Genomic DNA, 17,432 nt, shown 5'->3' with positions numbered 1-17,432 from the left:
GCATGAGCAACGGCATCAGCATCCTTCCCCACACGCAGCCCGCCTCCGGCGACGATGCCTTGCGGGCTCTCTCCGACAAAATCGCCGGCGCCCTGGGGCCGGCGGTGGTCGAGCGCACGGTCGCCTTCGGCGAGCTGACCGTCGTGGTGCAGGGCTCGGACATCGTCTACGCGCTGACCTATCTGCGCGACGATCCGGCCTGCGCCTTCCGCTGCTTCATCGACATCTGCGGCGCCGACTACCCGCAGCGCGAGAAGCGCTTCGACGTGGTCTACCACCTGCTCTCGCTGCGCCATAACGCTCGCATCCGGGTGAAGGTGCGCACCGACGAGGCGACGCCGGTCCCTTCCGTGATCGAGGTGTTTCCGTCCGCCAACTGGTTCGAGCGCGAGACCTACGACCTCTACGGCATCCTGTTCTCGGGCCATCCCGACCTGCGGCGGCTGCTGACCGATTACGGATTCGAGGGGCATCCGCTGCGCAAGGATTTCCCGCTCACCGGCTTCGTCGAGGTCCGCTACGATCAGGACGAGGCGCGCGTGGTCTACGAGCCGGTGAAGCTCCAGCAGGAGTTCCGGAACTTCGATTTCCTCTCCCCCTGGGAAGGCACGGATTACGTGCTGCCGGGGGATGAGAAGAAGTCGGCCTGAGGCGGAGGGCTCACCATGACCGAGCACAACATCCGCAATTTCGCGATCAATTTCGGCCCCCAGCATCCGGCGGCGCACGGCGTGCTGCGCCTCGTGCTGGAACTCGACGGCGAGATCGTCGAGCGGGTCGATCCGCATATCGGCCTGCTCCATCGCGGCACCGAGAAGCTGATCGAGCACAAGACCTACGTTCAGGCGACGCCCTATTTCGACCGGCTCGACTACGTCTCGCCGATGAACCAGGAGCACGCCTTCTGCCTCGGCATCGAGAAGCTGATGGGCATCGCGGTGCCGCGCCGGGCCCAGCTCATCCGGGTGCTGTTCTGCGAGATCGGTCGCATCCTCTCCCACCTCCTCAACGTCACCACGCAGGCGATGGATGTCGGCGCGCTGACGCCGCCCCTGTGGGGCTTCGAGGAGCGCGAGAAGCTGATGATCTTCTACGAGCGCGCGTCCGGCGCCCGGCTCCACGCCAACTACTTCCGCCCCGGCGGCGTCCACCAGGACCTGCCGCCGGCGCTCATCGACGACATCGAGGCTTTCATCGATCCCTTCCTCCAGGTGGTCGACGATCTCGACGACCTCGTGATGTCGAACCGCATCTTCAAGCAGCGCAACGTCGATATCGGCATCGTCAGCGTGGACGAGGCGATGGCCTGGGGTTTTTCCGGCGTGATGGTGCGCGGCTCGGGCATCCCGTGGGACCTGCGCAAGTCGCAGCCCTACGAATGCTACGAGGAGATGGAGTTCGACGTCCCCGTGGGGAAGAACGGCGACACCTACGATCGCCAGGTCATCCGCATGGAGGAGATGCGCGAATCGGCGCGTATCATGAAGCAGTGCTGCGTGAAGCTGCGCGAGCCTGCCGGCCAGGGGCCCATCGCGACCCTCGACGGCAAGGTCGCGCCGCCGCCGCGCCGCGAGATGAAGCGCTCGATGGAGGCGCTCATCCACCACTTCAAGCTCTACACCGAGGGCTTCCACGTTCCGGCCGGCGAGGTCTACGCGGCGGTCGAGGCGCCCAAGGGCGAGTTCGGCGTCTATCTGGTCTCGGACGGCACCAACAAGCCGTATCGCTGCAAGATCCGCGCTCCGGGCTTCGCCCATCTCCAGGCCATGGACTGGATGTGCCGTGGCCACATGCTCGCCGACGTGTCCTGCGTGCTCGGCACGCTCGACATCGTGTTCGGCGAAGTCGACCGTTGATTTAGGCTGACCACCGATGGCTAACCGCAGACTGGCCCCGGCCGCCGAGCAGCCCGCGAGCTTCGCGTTCAGCGAGGAGAACGCGGCCTGGGCCAAGGGGCAGATCGAAAAGTACCCGGAAGGCCGGCAGGCCTCCGCCGTGATCCCGCTCCTGTGGAAGGCGCAGGAGCAGAACGGCGGCTGGCTGCCGCAGAAGGCGATCGAAGCGGTCGCCGACGAACTCGGCATGCCGCATATCAGGGTCCTCGAGGTCGCGACCTTCTACACGATGTTCGCGCTGGAGCCGGTGGGCCGGTTCTGGATCCAGCTCTGCGGCACGGTGCCCTGCGATTCCTGCGGCGCGCGCGAGTTGAAGGGCTACCTCCAGGAGCGCCTCGGCCCGCCCGGCCACGTCTCGGCGGATGGCAACTTCTCCTGGCTCGAGGTCGAGTGCCTCGGCGCCTGCTGCAACGCGCCGATGGCGCAGATCAACCAGGATTATTACGAGGACCTGACGCCCGAGAGCCTCGGCAAGCTGATGGACGACCTCGCCGCCGGACGCCCGGTGAAGATCGGCTCGCAGACCGGGCGCACCTCGTCCGAGCCGAAGGACGCGGTGAGCACGCTCACCGACGAGAGCCTGTTCGACGGCTCCCGCGTCGGCGCCTGGCGCAAGCGCTTCGAGACGGCGGCCGGGCAGGACGGTGGCAAGGACGAGGCGGCCTCCACGGAGCAGCGTGCGGCGTCCGAGCCGAAGCCGGCCAAGCCCGATTCGGGCCGCGCCGAGGGGAGCCCGGCCTCCGATGCGCCGGCTCAGCGTGCCGCCGCCGGAGAGGCTCCGATCAAGGCCGAGCCGGCCGCCGGCTCAGGGAAGTGAGGGACTGACATGCTTTCCGATCAGGACCGCATCTTCACCAACCTTTACGGCCTGCATTCGCCGGGGCTCGACGCCGCGAAGAAGCGCGGCGCCTGGGACGGCACCAAGTTCCTGCTGGAGATGGGCCGCGACTGGATCATCGACGAGATGAAGGCCTCGGGCTTGCGCGGGCGCGGCGGCGCCGGCTTCCCGACCGGGCTCAAGTGGTCGTTCATGCCGAAGAAATCGGACGGGCGGCCGCATTACCTCGTCGTCAACGCCGACGAATCGGAGCCCGGCACCTGCAAGGACCGGGAGATCATGCGGCACGATCCGCATCTCCTGATCGAGGGCTGCATGCTGGCCTGCTTCGCCATGGGCGCGCATGCCTGCTACGTCTACCTGCGCGGCGAGTACGTCGCCGAGAAGCACGCCCTTCAGGCGGCGGTGGACGAGGCCTACGAGGCCCGGCTCGTCGGCCAGTCGAACGTCCACGACTACCCGTTCGACATCTACGTCCACCACGGCGCCGGCGCCTATATCTGCGGCGAGGAGACGGCGCTCATCGAGAGCCTCGAGGGCAAGAAGGGCATGCCGCGGCTGAAGCCGCCCTTCCCCGCCAACATGGGCCTCTACGGCTGCCCGACGACGGTCAACAACGTCGAATCGATCGCGGTGGCCGGCACGATCCTGCGCCGGGGCGGGGCCTGGTTCGCGGGACTCGGGGGCAAGAACAACACCGGCACCAAGCTCTTCTGCGTCTCGGGGCACGTCAACAAGCCCTGCAACGTCGAGGAGGAGATGGGCATCACCTTCCGCGAGCTGATCGACAAGCATTGCGGCGGCATGCGCGGCGGCTGGGACAACCTGCTCTGCTCGATCCCCGGCGGCTCCTCGGTGCCGCTGGTGCCGGGCGAACAGATCGTCGACGCCAAGATGGATTTCGACACCCTGCGCGGCCTCGGCTCCGGCCTCGGCACGGCGGCGGTGATCGTGCTCGACAAGTCGACGGACATCGTCTCGGCGATCGCGCGCATCTCGTATTTCTACAAGCACGAGAGCTGCGGCCAGTGCACGCCCTGCCGCGAGGGCACCGGCTGGATGTGGCGCGTCATGCAGCGCATGGCGGAAGGCCGCGCCCAGAAGCGCGAGATCGACATGCTGCTCGACGTGACGAAGCAGATCGAGGGGCACACGATCTGCGCGCTGGGCGACGCCGCCGCATGGCCGATCCAGGGCCTGATCCGGCACTACCGCTCGGAGATCGAGAAGCGCATCGACCGCTACAGCGCCAACCCGCACGGCGAGCCCGTGCGCATGGCGGCGGAGTGAGCGCGATGCCGCTGCGGACCGTGACGACCTTCATCACCGAGTTGACCCGATGACAAAGCTCCTCGTCGACGGCATCGAGGTCGATGTTCCGGCCGAGTACACGCTGCTCCAGGCCTGCGAGGTCGCGGGGGCGGAGATTCCGCGCTTCTGCTTCCACGAGCGGCTGTCCATCGCCGGCAATTGCCGGATGTGCCTCGTCGAGCTCAAGGGCGCGCCGAAGCCCGTGGCCTCCTGCGCCTACGCGGTGAAGGATTGCCGCCCCGGCCCCAACGGCGAGCCGCCGGAGGTGTTGACGCGCTCCGGCCTCACCAAGAAGGCCCGCGAGGGGGTGATGGAGTTCCTGCTCATCAACCATCCGCTCGACTGCCCGATCTGCGACCAGGGCGGCCATTGCGACCTGCAAGACCAGGCGATGGCCTACGGCGTCGACTCGACCCGCTATTCCGAGAACAAGCGCGCCGTCGAGGAGAAGTACATCGGCCCGCTGGTGCGCACGGCGATGAACCGCTGCATCCACTGCACCCGCTGCGTCCGCTTCCTCGCCGAGGTCGCCGGCGTGCCGGATCTCGGCGCCATCGGGCGCGGCGAGGACATGGAGATCACGAGCTATCTCGAGCAGGCCATGGGCTCGGAGCTCCAGGGCAACGTCGCCGATCTCTGTCCCGTGGGCGCCCTGGTGCCGAAGCCACAGAGCTACGAGGTTCGGCCCTGGGAGCTGAACAAGACCGATTCGATCGACGTGATGGACGCTGTCGGGTCGGCCATCCGCGTCGACGTGCGCGGCCGCGAGGTCATGCAGATCGGCCCGCGCGTCAACGAGGCGATCAACGAGGAGTGGATCTCCGACAAGACCCGTCAGGTGGTCGACGGCCTGCGCATGCAGCGCCTGGACCGGCCCTACCTGCGCGAGAACGGCCGCCTGCGTCCCGCCTCCTGGGGCGAAGCCTTCGCCGCCATCAAGGCGAAGGTCGCCGGAGCCGACCCGAAGCGCATCGGGGCACTGGTCGGCGATCTCGCGGGCGTCGAGGAGATGTTTGCGCTCAAGCAGCTCATGGGTTCGCTCGGCGTCGTGAATCTCGACTGCCGGCAGGCCGGTGAGGCGCTCGATCCCGCCTGGGGACGGGCGGCCTATACGCTCGGCACCACCATCGCCGGGATTGAGGAGGCCGACGCGGTCCTGCTCGTCGGCACGAACCCGCGCATCGAGGCCGCGCTGCTCAACGTGCGCATCCGCAAGCGTTGGCGCATGGGCGTGCTGCCGGTCGGGCTCATCGGCGAGCCGGCCGATCTCACCTATCCCCATGTCCATCTCGGCGCCGGCCCGGAGACGCTCGCTGATCTCGCCGCCGGCAAGCACAGCTTCGCCGAGGTGCTGAAGGGCGCGAGCCGGCCGCTCGTGATCGTCGGGACCGGCGCCCTGGCGCGGCCGGACGGCGCGGCGATCCTCGCCGCCGCCGCCGCCCTCGCCAAGGAGATCGGCGCGGTGACGGCCGAGTGGAACGGCTTCGGCGTGCTCCAGACGGCGGCGGCGCGCGCGGGCGCGCTCGATCTCGGCTTCGTGCCGGGGGAGGGCGGTCTCGACGTCGCCGGCATGACGGCGACGGGTGCCCTCGACGTGGTGTTCAATCTCGGCGCCGACGAGGTCGATGTCGGGCCGGGCGCCTTCGTGATCTACCAGGGCACGCATGGCGATCGCGGGGCGTCCCGCGCCGACGTGATCCTGCCGGGGGCGGCCTATACCGAGAAGAGCGCCACCTACGTCAATCTCGAAGGCCGGGTGCAGATGACCAACCGCTCCGGCTTCCCGCCGGGGGATGCCCGCGAGGACTGGGCGGTGCTGCGCGCGCTCTCCGACGTGCTGGGCAAGACACTGCCCTACGATTCGCTCGGGGCCCTGCGCCGCGCGCTCTACGCGGAGCATCCGCATCTGGCCGGGCTCGATGCGGTGGCGGCCTGCGATGCCGTGGCCACCGCCGAGACGCTGGCGGGTCTCGGCGGCACGCCGGCGAAGGATCCCTTCCGGTCGCCGCTCGCCGACTTCTACCTCACCAACCCGATCGCCCGCGCCTCGCGGGTGCTCGCCGAATGCTCGGGGCTGGCGCGCGCGCGCGGGCTCCAGGCGGCGGAATAAGGGCGCCGACGATGACCTTCCTCGACGTCCTCGGCACCGTGCTGCTGATCGCGCTGAAGAGCGTGGTCCTGCTGGTCGCGCTGCTCGTCTTCATCGCCTACATCCTGCTCGCCGACCGCAAGATCTGGGCGGCGGTCCAGCTCCGGCGCGGCCCGAACGTGGTCGGGCCGTGGGGGCTGTTCCAGTCCTTCGCCGACCTGCTGAAATTCGTGATCAAGGAGCCGGTGATCCCGGCGGGTGCCAACAAGGCGATCTTCCTGCTGGCGCCGCTGGTCTTCGCGACGCTCGCGCTCTCGGCCTGGGCGGTGATTCCGCTGGCCGATGGCTGGGCCATCGCCGACATCAATGTCGGCATCACCTATATCTTCGCGATCTCGTCGCTGATGGTCTACGGCGTCATCATGGGCGGCTGGGCCTCGAACTCGAAATACGCCTTTCTCGGCGCGCTGCGCTCGACGGCGCAGATGATCTCCTACGAGGTCTCGCTGGGCTTCGTGATCATCTGCGTGCTGATGTGCGCCGGCTCGCTCAACCTCTCGCGCATCGTGATGGCGCAGGACACCTCGCTCGGCATCCTCGGCTGGTACTGGCTGTGGCTGTTCCCGATGTTCGTGGTGTTCTTCATCTCGGCGCTCGCCGAGACGAACCGTCCGCCCTTCGACCTGCCGGAGGCCGAATCGGAGTTGGTCGCCGGCTACATGGTCGAGTATTCCTCGACGCCATACCTGCTGTTCATGCTCGGCGAGTACGTGGCGATCATGACCATGTGCGCGCTCGGCACGGTGCTGTTCCTGGGCGGCTGGCTGTCGCCGATCCCGTTCGCGCCCTTCACCTGGGTGCCGGGGCTGATCTGGTTCGTGCTGAAGGCGAGCTTCCTGTTCTTCATGATCGCCATGGTGAAGGCGATGGTGCCGCGCTACCGCTACGACCAGCTCATGCGGCTCGGCTGGAAGGTCTTTCTGCCCATTTCCCTCGTCTCCGTCGTGGTCGTCGCCTTCGTGCTGAAGCTGACCGGCCTCGCACCGGGCGCGTGAATCACATCCTGCTGGAGATCGCGGCATGAAGCTCGATCAGGTCGCAAAGAGCCTTCTGCTGAAGGAGTTCGTGTCGGGGTTCGTCCTCGCCATGCGCTATTTCTTCAAGCCCAAGGCGACGATCGACTACCCCTTCGAGATGGGGCATCGCGGGCCGCGCTTTCGCGGCGAGCACGCCCTGCGCCGCTATCCCAACGGGGAGGAGCGCTGCATCGCCTGCAAGCTCTGCGAGGCGATCTGCCCGGCTCAGGCCATTACCATCGAGGCGGGCCCGCGCCGCAACGACGGCACGCGGCGCACCACCCGTTACGACATCGACATGGTGAAATGCATCTATTGCGGCATGTGCCAGGAGGCCTGCCCGGTGGACGCCATCGTCGAGGGGCCGAACCTCGAATTCTCCGTCGAGACCCGTGAGGAACTCCTCTACGACAAGGAGAAGCTCCTCCTGAACGGCGACCGCTGGGAGCGCGAGATCGCGCGCAACATCGCGGCGGACGCGCCCTACCGCTGACAACCGCCGCGCACGGCCCAGACTCGGGTTGTGCGGCGCAAGACCGGGTTCTATAGACGGGCCGCCTCCAGGGCGGCCGGTCTCAAGCAAGCAGGCGGGCCGCCCTCCGGCAGCCCGTTGGGTCCACGAGGCAGAAGGGGCCGCTCTCACGGGCGGCCGATCCCGACACGCGCATGACCGCAGCCGCAGCCTTCTTCTATCTCTTCGCGGGTCTCGCGATCGCGTCGGGCTTCATGGTGATCGCCTCGCGCAATCCCGTGGCCTCCGTGCTCTTCCTGATTCTCGCCTTCGTGAACGCGGCGGGGCTCTTCGTGCTGATGGGCGCCGAGTTCCTGGCGATGATCCTGGTGGTCGTCTACGTGGGCGCCGTCGCGGTGCTGTTCCTCTTCGTCGTGATGATGCTCGACGTCGATTTCGCGCAGTTGCGCCAGGGCTTTCAGCGCTACCTGCCGGTGGGCGGGTTGATCGGCGCGATCTTCCTCATCGAGATCCTGCTCGTGGTCGGCTCCTGGAGCATCGATCCGGGCCTCGTTCAGGCGCCGCTGGGCAACCCGGCCTCGGGCGAGAGCTTCACCAACACCTATGCGCTCGGGCGCGTGCTCTACACGGACTACGCCTATTTCTTCCAGATCGCCGGCCTCGTGCTGCTCACCGCCATGATCGGCGCCATCGTGCTGACGCTCCGCGACCGGCCGGGCGTGAAGCGCCAGAACATTTCGGTGCAGAGCGCCCGTACGCAGGGCATGGCGGTGGAGACCCGCAAGGTTCCCTCCCGCCAGGGCGTCGAAGTCTGATGGGCGGCCCCCGCAACCGTTTCGGAGAGGCGCGATGATCGGCCTGAGCCACTACCTCACCGTCGCGGCGATCCTGTTCACGCTCGGCGTGCTGGGCATCTTCATCAATCGCAAGAACGTCATCGTGATCCTGATGTCGGTGGAGCTGATCCTGCTCGCCGTGAACATCAACCTCGTCGCGTTCTCGACCTTCCTCAACGACATCACCGGCCAGGTCTTCGCGCTGTTCGTGCTCACGGTCGCGGCGGCCGAGGCGGCGATCGGGCTCGCGATCCTGGTGGTGTTCTTCCGCAACCGCGGCTCCATCGCGGTCGAGGACGTGAGCATGATGAGGGGCTGAGCGGCTCAAACCCCGCTCGACCCGCCCGACGCCGGATTCGCAGGACACGATGTACCACGCGATCGTCTTCTTCCCCCTCATCGGCGCCCTCATCGCGGGGCTGTTCGGCCGCGTGCTCGGCGCGAAGGTGTGCGAGTACGTCACCACGGGCTGCCTGGCCTTCTCCTGCCTGATCGCCTGGGGCGTCTTCTTCGAGCACGGCGACCACGCCCTGCGCGTGCAGGTGGCGCACTGGTTTAGCGCCGGCGACCTCACCGTCGACTGGGCCTTCCGCATCGACCGGCTGACCAAGGTGATGCTCGTCGTCGTCACCACCGTGTCGACCCTCGTGCATCTCTACTCCGTGGGCTACATGGAGGAGGATCCGCACCGGCCGCGCTTCTTCGCCTACCTGTCGCTGTTCACCTTCGCCATGCTGATGCTGGTGACGGCCGACAACCTTGTGCAGATGTTCTTCGGCTGGGAGGGCGTGGGCCTCGCGAGCTACCTGCTGATCGGCTTCTGGTACGAGAAGCCCTCGGCCAATGCCGCCGCGATGAAGGCCTTCATCGTCAATCGCGTCGGCGATTTCGGCTTCTCGCTCGGCATCTTCCTCGTCTTCGTGCTGTTCGGCTCGGTGGCCTTCGACGGGATCTTCCCGCGCGTCGAGGAGCTGAAGGACGCGCATTTCCACTTCCTCGGCCATGATTGGCACGCCCTGACGCTCGCCTGCCTGCTGCTGTTCATGGGCGCCATGGGCAAGTCGGCGCAATTCCTGCTGCACACCTGGCTGCCGGACGCCATGGAGGGCCCGACCCCGGTCTCCGCCCTTATCCATGCCGCCACCATGGTGACGGCCGGCGTGTTCATGGTGGCGCGCCTGTCGCCGCTCTTCGAGATGGCGCCGGACGCGCTCGTGGTCGTCACCGTGATCGGCGGCATCACCGCCTTCTTCGCGGCGACGGTCGGCCTCGTGCAGAACGACATCAAGCGGGTCATTGCCTATTCGACCTGCTCGCAGCTCGGCTACATGTTCGTGGCGCTCGGCGTCGGGGCCTACTCGGCCGGGGTGTTCCACCTGTTCACGCACGCCTTCTTCAAGGCGCTGCTCTTCCTCGGCGCCGGCTCGGTCATCCATGCGATGCACCACGAGCAGGACATGCGGAACATGGGGGCGCTGCGCCGCTTCATCCCTTTCACCACGGCGATGATGACCATCGGTACGCTCGCGCTGATCGGCTTCCCCTTCACGGCCGGCTACTACTCGAAGGACGCGATCATCGAAGCGGCCTATGCCTCGACCCGGCCGGGCCACACGCTCGCCTTCATGGCCACCGTGATCGCCGCGCTGATGACCTCGTTCTACTCCTGGCGCCTGTTCTTCATGACCTTCGAGGGGCCGGCCCGCTGGGGTGCCCATGGTCACGACGCGCATGCACATGACGATCATCATGCGGCGGCCCATGACGATCACGGCCACGCGGTGGCCACCGCCGACGCGCATCACGACGACCATCACGCCCATACCCCGCACGAGAGCCCGCTGGTGATGACGATCCCGCTGGCGATCCTCGCCTTCGGCGCGCTCTTCGCCGGCCTGATCTTCAAGGACCGCTTCATCGGCGAGGGCATGGATGCGTTCTGGGGCCATGCGCTCGCGCACGGCCACGACAACCACATCATGCACGACATCCATCACGTGCCGGCGCTGGTCTCGGCGGCGCCGTTCATCATGATGCTGCTCGGCTTCGTGCTGGCGTTCTGGATGTATCTCCGCCGGCCCGATGTGCCGCATACGCTCGCGACCCAGATGCCGCTGTTGTACAACTTCCTGCTCAACAAGTGGTACTTCGACGAGATCTACGACCGGATCTTCGTGCGGCCGGCGAAGTGGCTCGGCCTCTTCTTCTGGAAGGAGGGCGACGGGCGCGTCATCGACGGCTTCGGCCCGGACGGCATCTCGGCGCGCGTCGTCGACGTCACCCGCGGCGTTGTCCGCCTCCAGACCGGCTATGTCTACCACTACGCCTTCGTGATGCTCGTCGGCGTGGCCGGCCTCGTCACCTGGTACCTGATGACCGGCGCGGCCGGAGGAGCGCACTGATGCTCGGCCTCGGCATCCTCTCCGGCCTGCTGATCGTCCCGCTCTGCGGGGCGGCCTTCATCCTCACGCTCTCGGGCGACGAGAAGGCGGTGGCCCGCAACGCCCGCTGGGCGGCGCTGGCGACGACCCTCGTCACCTTCCTGCTCTCGCTGGTGGCCTGGAGCCGTTACGACGCCACCTCGCCGAGCTTCCAGCTCGTGGAGAGCCATGCCTGGCTCACCGATACGATCCGCTTCAAGCTCGGGCTCGATGGCTTCTCGATGCCGCTCGTGCTGCTGACGACCTTCCTGATGCCGTTCTGCATCGGCGCGTCTTGGAACTCGATCGACAAGCGCGTGAAGGAGTATTTCGTCGCCTTCCTGGTGCTGGAGACCACCATGATCGGCGTCTTCTGCGCGCTCGATCTGGTGCTGTTCTACCTGTTCTTCGAGGCCGGTCTGATCCCGATGTTCCTCATCATCGGCATCTGGGGCGGCAAGCGGCGCATCTATGCGAGCTTCAAGTTCTTCCTCTACACCTTGCTCGGCTCGGTGCTGATGCTGCTCGCCATCATGGCGATGTACTGGCATGCTGGCACTACCGACATCCCGACCCTCCTCCAGCACCGCTTCCCCGCCGGCATGCAGTGGTGGCTGTGGCTCGCCTTCTTCGCCTCCTTCGCGGTGAAGATGCCGATGTGGCCGGTCCATACCTGGCTTCCCGACGCCCATGTCGAGGCACCGACGGCGGGCTCGGTGATTCTGGCCGGCATCCTGCTCAAGATGGGCGGCTACGGCTTCATCCGGGTCTCGCTGCCGATGCTGCCGGACGCGAGCCAGCATTTCGCGCCGCTGGTCTTCGCCCTCTCGGTGATCGCGATCATCGTCACCTCGCTCACCGCGATGATGCAGACCGACATCAAGAAGCTCATCGCCTATTCGTCCGTGGCGCATATGGGCTTCGTGACGCTCGGCCTGTTCACCCTGAACGAGCAGGGCATCCAGGGCGCGCTGTTCCTGATGATCTCGCACGGGATCGTGTCCGGCGCGCTCTTCCTCGCCGTCGGCGTCGTCTACGACCGCATGCACACCCGCGAGATCGCCGCCTATGGGGGGCTGGTGAAGCGCATGCCGCTCTACGCGGTGGCGATGATGGTCTTCACCATGGCCAATGTCGGCCTGCCCGGCACCTCCGGCTTCGTCGGCGAGTTCCTGGCGATGATGGGTGCCTTCCGCGCCAATCCGACGGTGGCCTTCTTCTCGGTCTTCGGCATCATCCTATCGGCCGGCTATGCGCTCTGGCTCTATGCCCGCGTGATCTACGGGACGCTCGACAAGCCGAGCCTCCAGGGAATCCTCGACCTCGACAACCGCGAGAAGCTGATCCTCGCGCCGCTGGTGGCGCTGACGATCTACTACGGTGTCCACCCGGCCCCGATCCTCGACGTCTTCGCCCCCTCGACGGAGGCGCTGATGGCGAGCATGAAGGCCGCGCTCTCCAACACGCAGACGGCCGCCGCCGCTCTGCCGCTCGTGCCTTGAACGGTGGATCGATGAACGCCGCGCAGACCTTGCACGCCGTGCTCCCGAGCCTATCGCCGCTGCTGCCGGAGCTGATCCTCGGCGTGGGCGTGATGGTGCTGATCCTGTTCGGCGCCTTCCGGGGCGAGCGTTCGGCCGAGGGCGTCAATGTCGGCGCCCTGATCCTGCTGATCCTGGCGCTCTTCGTCGTGATGACGCAGCCCCCGCAGAAGGTGACGACGCTCAACGGCGCCTTCATCTCGGACTCCTTCTCGCGGGTGATGAAGGCGCTGATCCTGCTCGGCTCGGCGGCGACGATCCTGCTGTCGCGGGACTTCTTCCAGCGCGCGCGCATCGACCGTTTCGAGTACCCGATCCTGATCGTGCTCTGCACCATCGGCATGATGGTGATGGCCTCGGCCAACGACCTGATCGCGCTCTATCTCGGCCTCGAGCTGCAATCGCTCGCCGCCTATGTCATCGCCGCCTTCCACCGGGACGACGTGAAGTCCACGGAAGCGGGCCTGAAATACTTCGTCCTCGGCGCGCTCTCCTCGGGCATGCTGCTCTACGGTTCCTCGCTGGTCTACGGCTTCACCGGCACGGTCTCCTTCCCCGGCATCGTTTCGGCGCTGCACGAGGGGACCGGCTTCGGCATCGTGCTCGGCATCGTGTTCGTGGCCGCCGGCGTCGCCTTCAAGATGTCGGCCGTGCCGTTCCACATGTGGACGCCCGACGTCTACGAGGGCTCGCCGACCCCGGTGACGGCCTTCTTCGCCTCGGCGCCGAAGATGGCGGCCGTGGCGATGACGGTGCGCGTCTTCGTCGGCGCCTTCCCGGACGTGACCGCGATCTGGCAGCAGATCATCGTCTTCGTCGCCATCGCCTCCATGGCGCTCGGGTCCTTCGCGGCCATCGGCCAGCGCAACCTCAAGCGCCTGATGGCCTATTCCTCCATCGGCAATGTCGGCTACGCGCTGATCGGGCTCGCGGCCGGCTCCGAGGAGGGCATCCGGGGCGTGGTGATCTACATGATCATCTACCTCGCCATGACGCTCGGCGCCTTCGCGATCATTCTGTCGCTCCGGCGCGGCAAGGAGATGTTCGAGACCATCGACGACCTGTCGGGGCTCTCGCGCACGCATCCGGTGCTGGCCTTCTGCCTCGCGATGATGATGTTCTCGCTCGCCGGCATCCCGCCGCTGGCCGGTTTCTTCGGCAAGTTCTACGTCTTCGCCGCCGCTATCAAGGCGGGCCTGCTGACGCTCGCCGTCATCGGTGTCGTCACCAGCGTGGTCGGAGCGTTCTACTACCTGCGCCTCGTGAAGGTGATGTATTTCGACGAGCCGAAGGAGCGCTACGAGGCGATCCCGCCGGGACCGGCCATCGTGCTCGGCCTGTCGAGCGTCGTGGTGGTGCTGTTCTGGCTGCTGCCGGCGCCGCTCGTGAGTGCGGCCGGCGCGGCGGCCAGGTCGCTGTTCTAGACCGGGACGGGATTTGGCCTATCGCCTCAGCGACGCGGCGCGGGCGGAAGGACACCGCCTCCACGCCCATGACAGGCTGGCCTCCACCAACACGGAGGCGCTGGAACGGGCGCGATGCGGCGAGACCGGGCCGCTCTGGGTCGTCGCCGCGCGTCAGGATGCGGGGCGGGGTCGGCGCGGCAATCACTGGACCTCGCTGCCGGGAAACCTTACAGCGAGCCTGCTCTGGCCCGTGGCCGGTGTCGCTCCCGAGAGGGTGGCGACGCTCGGCTTCGTCGCGGGTCTCGCCCTGGTCCAGGCCCTGGGCGATCTCCTCGGCGCCGTGCCGGTTGCCGGACAGGAGCCGCGCTTCCGGCTCAAATGGCCGAACGACGTGCTGGCGGGGGAGGCCAAGCTCGCCGGCATCCTGCTCGAATCGGAGTCGCTGCCGGGCGGACGGCGCGCTCTGGTCGTCGGGTTCGGCGTGAACGTGGTCGCGGCGCCCGCGGGCCTCGCCTATCCGGCGACGGCGCTGGCGGATCTCGGCGTTCCGGCCACGGCCGAGGCGCTGTTCGAACACCTGACCGGCCGGCTCGTCGAGGCGGGCCGGATCTGGAACCAGGGACGGAATTTCCCCGCCATCCGCGAGCGCTGGCTCCGGTTCGCGGCGGGCCTCGGAGAGGCGGTCGCGGTCCGGCTGGACTGCGAGACCCTCCGGGGACGGTTCGACACGATAGACGAGGGGGGGCGGCTCGTGATCCTCGCCCCGGACGGAGCCCGGCGAACCGTGACGGCGGGCGAGGTACATTTCGGGACGGCCGCGACGGCGGCCTGAGTTTGGACGTGTGGTGATGACGACAACAGAAGACGAGCTCGTCTTCCTGCCGCTCGGCGGCGTGGGCGAGATCGGGATGAACGCGGCGCTCTACGGCTTCGGCCCGGAAAAGCGCCGGAAATGGATCATGGTCGATTGCGGGATGGGCTTCGCGGGCGAAGAGGCCATGCCCGGCATCGACGTCATGTTCCCCGACCTGTCCTTCATCGAGGAGCGCCGGCAAGACCTGCTCGGCATCTTCATCACCCACGCACACGAGGACCATATCGGCGCGATCAGCGAGCTGTGGCCCAAGCTGAAGGTGCCGGTCTACGCGACGCGCTTCGCCAAGAACCTGCTCGAGGCCCGCCGCCTCGGCGAACCGGGCGCCCCGAAGGTGGACCTGCGCCAGATCGTGCCGGGCAAGCGGCTCACCGTCGGTCCGTTCGAGATCGAGTTCGTGCCGGTCTCGCACTCGATCCCGGAGTCGAACGCGGTGGCGATCCGCACGGCGCACGGGCTCGTGGTCCATACCGGCGACTGGAAGATCGACCCGACGCCGGTCGTCGGTGACGTGACCTCCGAGGAGTCCTTCCGCGCGCTCGGCGACGAGGGCATCCTGGCGCTCGTCTGCGACTCGACCAACGTCGTGCGCGAGGGCCGCTCGCCCAGCGAGGCGCAGGTCTCCGAGACCCTGGCCCGGCTCATTGCCGCGGCGCCGCAGCGGGTGGCCGTCACCACCTTCGCCTCCAACGTCGCCCGCATCCGCGCGGTGGCGGAGGCCGCCAAGGCGTGCGGGCGCGAGGTCATCGCCGTCGGCCGGGCGATGGACCGGGTGATCGAGGTGGCGCGCGAATGCGGCTATCTCGACGGCCTGCCCGAGTTCCGCTCGGCGGACAGCTACAGCCAGCTGCCGCGCAACAAGGTGGTAGCCCTGCTCACCGGCTCGCAGGGCGAGCCGAGGGCCGCCATGGCGCGGGTCTCCCGCAAGGACCATCCGGCGGTCTCGCTGGCGGCCGGCGACAAGGTGATCTTCTCCTCGCGCGCCATTCCCGGCAACGAGCGCGACGTCGGCGCCATCATCAACGACCTCATCGAGATGGGCGTCGAGGTGATCACCGACCGCACCGAGCTCGTCCACGTCTCCGGCCATCCGCGTCGCGACGAGATGGCCGATTTCTACGCCTGGACGCGGCCGCAGACCGCGATCCCCGTCCATGGCGAGGCGCTGCATCTCGACGAGCACGCCCGCTTCGCCCGCGCCCAGGGTGTCGGCAACGTCGTCAAGGCGCGTAACGGCAGCGTGATACGCCTCGCTCCGGGGCTGCCGGAGGTGGTCGACCACGTCAAGGCGGGCCGGCTCTTCCGCGACGGCGTCGTACTGATCGACGAGAAGGACCGCGCCATCCCCGAGCGGCGCAAGCTCATGCAGGCTGGCCTCGTGTCCGTCGCCATCGCCATCGACGAGACGGGCGAGGTCCTGGGCGAGCCGGCCATCGACATCATCGGCCTGCCCAATCGCGGCCGGTCCGGCGGGGCGATGATCGACATCGTGGTCGATACGGTGTCGCGCACGCTCTCCGGCCTCGGCAAGGGCAAGCGCCGGGATTCGGAGGCCGTCGAGAAGGCCGTCGACCGGGCGGTGCGCTCGGCCGTCAACGAGCAATGGGGCAAGAAGCCCGCCTGCCACGTCCAGGTGGTCGAGGTCTGATTGACGCGCGCGCCCTCTCCCGGCAGGGGAGGGCGCGAGATCAAGAAGGCAAGGGAGCGAACGGGATGATCGGCAAGCTCAACCATGTGGCCATCGCGGTGCGCGATCTCGACGCTGCCTGCGCCGTCTACCGCGACACGCTGGGCGCGACGCTCACCGCTCCGCTGCCCCAGCCCGAGCACGGCGTCACCGTCGTGTTCGTGGAACTGCCCAACAGCAAGATCGAGCTGATGGCGCCGCTCGGCGAGGGCTCGCCCATCGAAAGCTTCGTGGAGCGCAATCCCGGCGGCGGCATCCACCATGTCTGCTACGAGGTGGACGACATCCTCGCCGCCCGCGACAAGCTGAAAGGCCAGGGCGCCCGCGTGCTCGGCACCGGCGAGCCCCGCATCGGCGCGCATGGCAAGCCGGTGCTGTTCCTGCACCCCAAGGACTTCCTCGGCACGCTCGTCGAGCTGGAGCAGGTGTGAGCGCCCCGGCGCGGCCGCTCGCGAGGCTCTCGCGCTCGACCCCGGCTACGCTGGGGGCGATGGGCCTGCTCGCGGCGGCCTTCATCGCCGCGGCGGTCGGCGTGTTCAGGCTGACGATCGGCGGCGCCGTCGCGCTCTATTTCGTGATCTGGTGGACGCTGCTCTTCGCCGTCCTGCCTCTGCGCAACCAGCCCGAGATCCGGCCCGAGCGCCTCGTGCCGGGCCAGGATCCCGGTGCACCGGCGGCGCCGCGCCTGCGCGAGAAGGCGCTCTGGACGACGCTTTTTGCCGGCATCGCGCTCGTGGCCGCCCTCGTGATTTTTCCGCTTACGGGATTGTGAGAGCCGCTTCGGCGAGGTTGACCACACAATAAAAAAGCAAGGCAGAAAGCCTTGCTTTGTGGTCCAGTAGAATAGTGAGCCAGCCTTTGATTGTCCTACGCATTGCTTGCGTGGCGGCTGTTTTTCCTCCCGAGACTCGGACCGTGCGCTGGGGCATATCAGCCCCGCGACCATCGCGGGGATGCTTATAGGAACAAGAATTCGCCCTGTCACCC

General features: G+C 67.6%; 15 protein-coding genes and 1 pseudogene. All 16 read left to right on the top strand.

Going from position 1 to position 17,432, the window contains the following annotated elements:
- Positions 1-2: 2 nt before the first annotated feature.
- Entirely contained in the window at positions 3-650 is a 648-nt protein-coding gene (locus tag ACP56T_RS14515; RefSeq protein WP_430912841.1) for an NADH-quinone oxidoreductase subunit C, read from the top strand.
- 15 nt (positions 651-665) lie between these two features.
- Positions 666-1,856: an NADH-quinone oxidoreductase subunit D gene (locus ACP56T_RS14510; protein WP_430912840.1), complete on the top strand. Its 1,191-nt coding sequence runs from the start codon at positions 666-668 to the stop codon at positions 1,854-1,856.
- 16 nt (positions 1,857-1,872) lie between these two features.
- Positions 1,873-2,697, top strand: a pseudogene (gene nuoE, locus ACP56T_RS14505) (NADH-quinone oxidoreductase subunit NuoE); the annotation flags it as partial.
- A gap of 24 nt (positions 2,698-2,721) precedes the next feature.
- The gene (gene nuoF, locus ACP56T_RS14500) at positions 2,722-4,023 is read left to right on the top strand and encodes an NADH-quinone oxidoreductase subunit NuoF (protein WP_430912839.1); all 1,302 of its coding nucleotides are present in this window, start codon (positions 2,722-2,724) and stop codon (positions 4,021-4,023) included.
- A 49-nt stretch (positions 4,024-4,072) separates the two neighbouring features.
- Positions 4,073-6,154, top strand: a complete 2,082-nt coding sequence (gene nuoG / locus ACP56T_RS14495; protein ID WP_430912838.1) for an NADH-quinone oxidoreductase subunit NuoG — start codon at positions 4,073-4,075, stop codon at positions 6,152-6,154.
- Positions 6,155-6,165: 11 nt separating this feature from the next.
- Positions 6,166-7,188 (top strand): NADH-quinone oxidoreductase subunit NuoH, encoded by a 1,023-nt coding sequence (gene nuoH, locus ACP56T_RS14490; RefSeq protein WP_430912837.1) that lies wholly within the window; start codon positions 6,166-6,168, stop codon positions 7,186-7,188.
- Positions 7,189-7,213: 25 nt separating this feature from the next.
- Positions 7,214-7,702 carry an NADH-quinone oxidoreductase subunit NuoI gene (gene nuoI, locus ACP56T_RS14485; RefSeq protein WP_430912836.1) on the top strand — a complete coding sequence of 163 codons (489 nt, stop codon included), beginning with the start codon at positions 7,214-7,216 and terminating at the stop codon, positions 7,700-7,702.
- Positions 7,703-7,875: 173 nt separating this feature from the next.
- Positions 7,876-8,496 carry an NADH-quinone oxidoreductase subunit J gene (locus tag ACP56T_RS14480; protein WP_430912835.1) on the top strand — a complete coding sequence of 207 codons (621 nt, stop codon included), beginning with the start codon at positions 7,876-7,878 and terminating at the stop codon, positions 8,494-8,496.
- A 34-nt stretch (positions 8,497-8,530) separates the two neighbouring features.
- Positions 8,531-8,836 carry an NADH-quinone oxidoreductase subunit NuoK gene (nuoK, locus tag ACP56T_RS14475; RefSeq protein WP_430912834.1) on the top strand — a complete coding sequence of 102 codons (306 nt, stop codon included), beginning with the start codon at positions 8,531-8,533 and terminating at the stop codon, positions 8,834-8,836.
- A 49-nt stretch (positions 8,837-8,885) separates the two neighbouring features.
- Positions 8,886-10,919: an NADH-quinone oxidoreductase subunit L gene (gene nuoL, locus ACP56T_RS14470; protein WP_430912833.1), complete on the top strand. Its 2,034-nt coding sequence runs from the start codon at positions 8,886-8,888 to the stop codon at positions 10,917-10,919.
- Positions 10,919-12,439 (top strand): NADH-quinone oxidoreductase subunit M, encoded by a 1,521-nt coding sequence (locus ACP56T_RS14465; protein ID WP_430912832.1) that lies wholly within the window; start codon positions 10,919-10,921, stop codon positions 12,437-12,439. Before nuoL ends, ACP56T_RS14465 begins: the two co-directional genes overlap by 1 nt.
- 11 nt (positions 12,440-12,450) lie before the next feature.
- Positions 12,451-13,902, top strand: coding sequence for an NADH-quinone oxidoreductase subunit NuoN (nuoN, locus tag ACP56T_RS14460; RefSeq protein ID WP_430912831.1), 1,452 nt, complete (start codon positions 12,451-12,453; stop codon positions 13,900-13,902).
- A gap of 13 nt (positions 13,903-13,915) precedes the next feature.
- The gene (locus ACP56T_RS14455; protein ID WP_430912830.1) at positions 13,916-14,716 is read left to right on the top strand and encodes a biotin--[acetyl-CoA-carboxylase] ligase; all 801 of its coding nucleotides are present in this window, start codon (positions 13,916-13,918) and stop codon (positions 14,714-14,716) included.
- Positions 14,717-14,732: 16 nt separating this feature from the next.
- On the top strand, positions 14,733-16,406 hold the full coding sequence (locus tag ACP56T_RS14450; protein WP_430912829.1) for a ribonuclease J: 1,674 nt from the start codon (positions 14,733-14,735) through the stop codon (positions 16,404-16,406).
- A gap of 65 nt (positions 16,407-16,471) precedes the next feature.
- On the top strand, positions 16,472-16,876 hold the full coding sequence (gene mce, locus ACP56T_RS14445) for a methylmalonyl-CoA epimerase (RefSeq protein ID WP_430912828.1): 405 nt from the start codon (positions 16,472-16,474) through the stop codon (positions 16,874-16,876).
- A gap of 59 nt (positions 16,877-16,935) precedes the next feature.
- A complete protein-coding gene (locus ACP56T_RS14440) occupies positions 16,936-17,217 on the top strand; it encodes a DUF1467 family protein (protein WP_430912883.1) in 282 nt (93 codons plus the stop codon).
- Positions 17,218-17,432 lie beyond the last annotated feature (215 nt).

The organism is Methylobacterium endophyticum (assembly GCF_050591105.1).
GTDB lineage: Bacteria > Pseudomonadota > Alphaproteobacteria > Rhizobiales > Beijerinckiaceae > Methylobacterium.
This window is presented reverse-complemented; position numbering and strand designations above follow the sequence as displayed.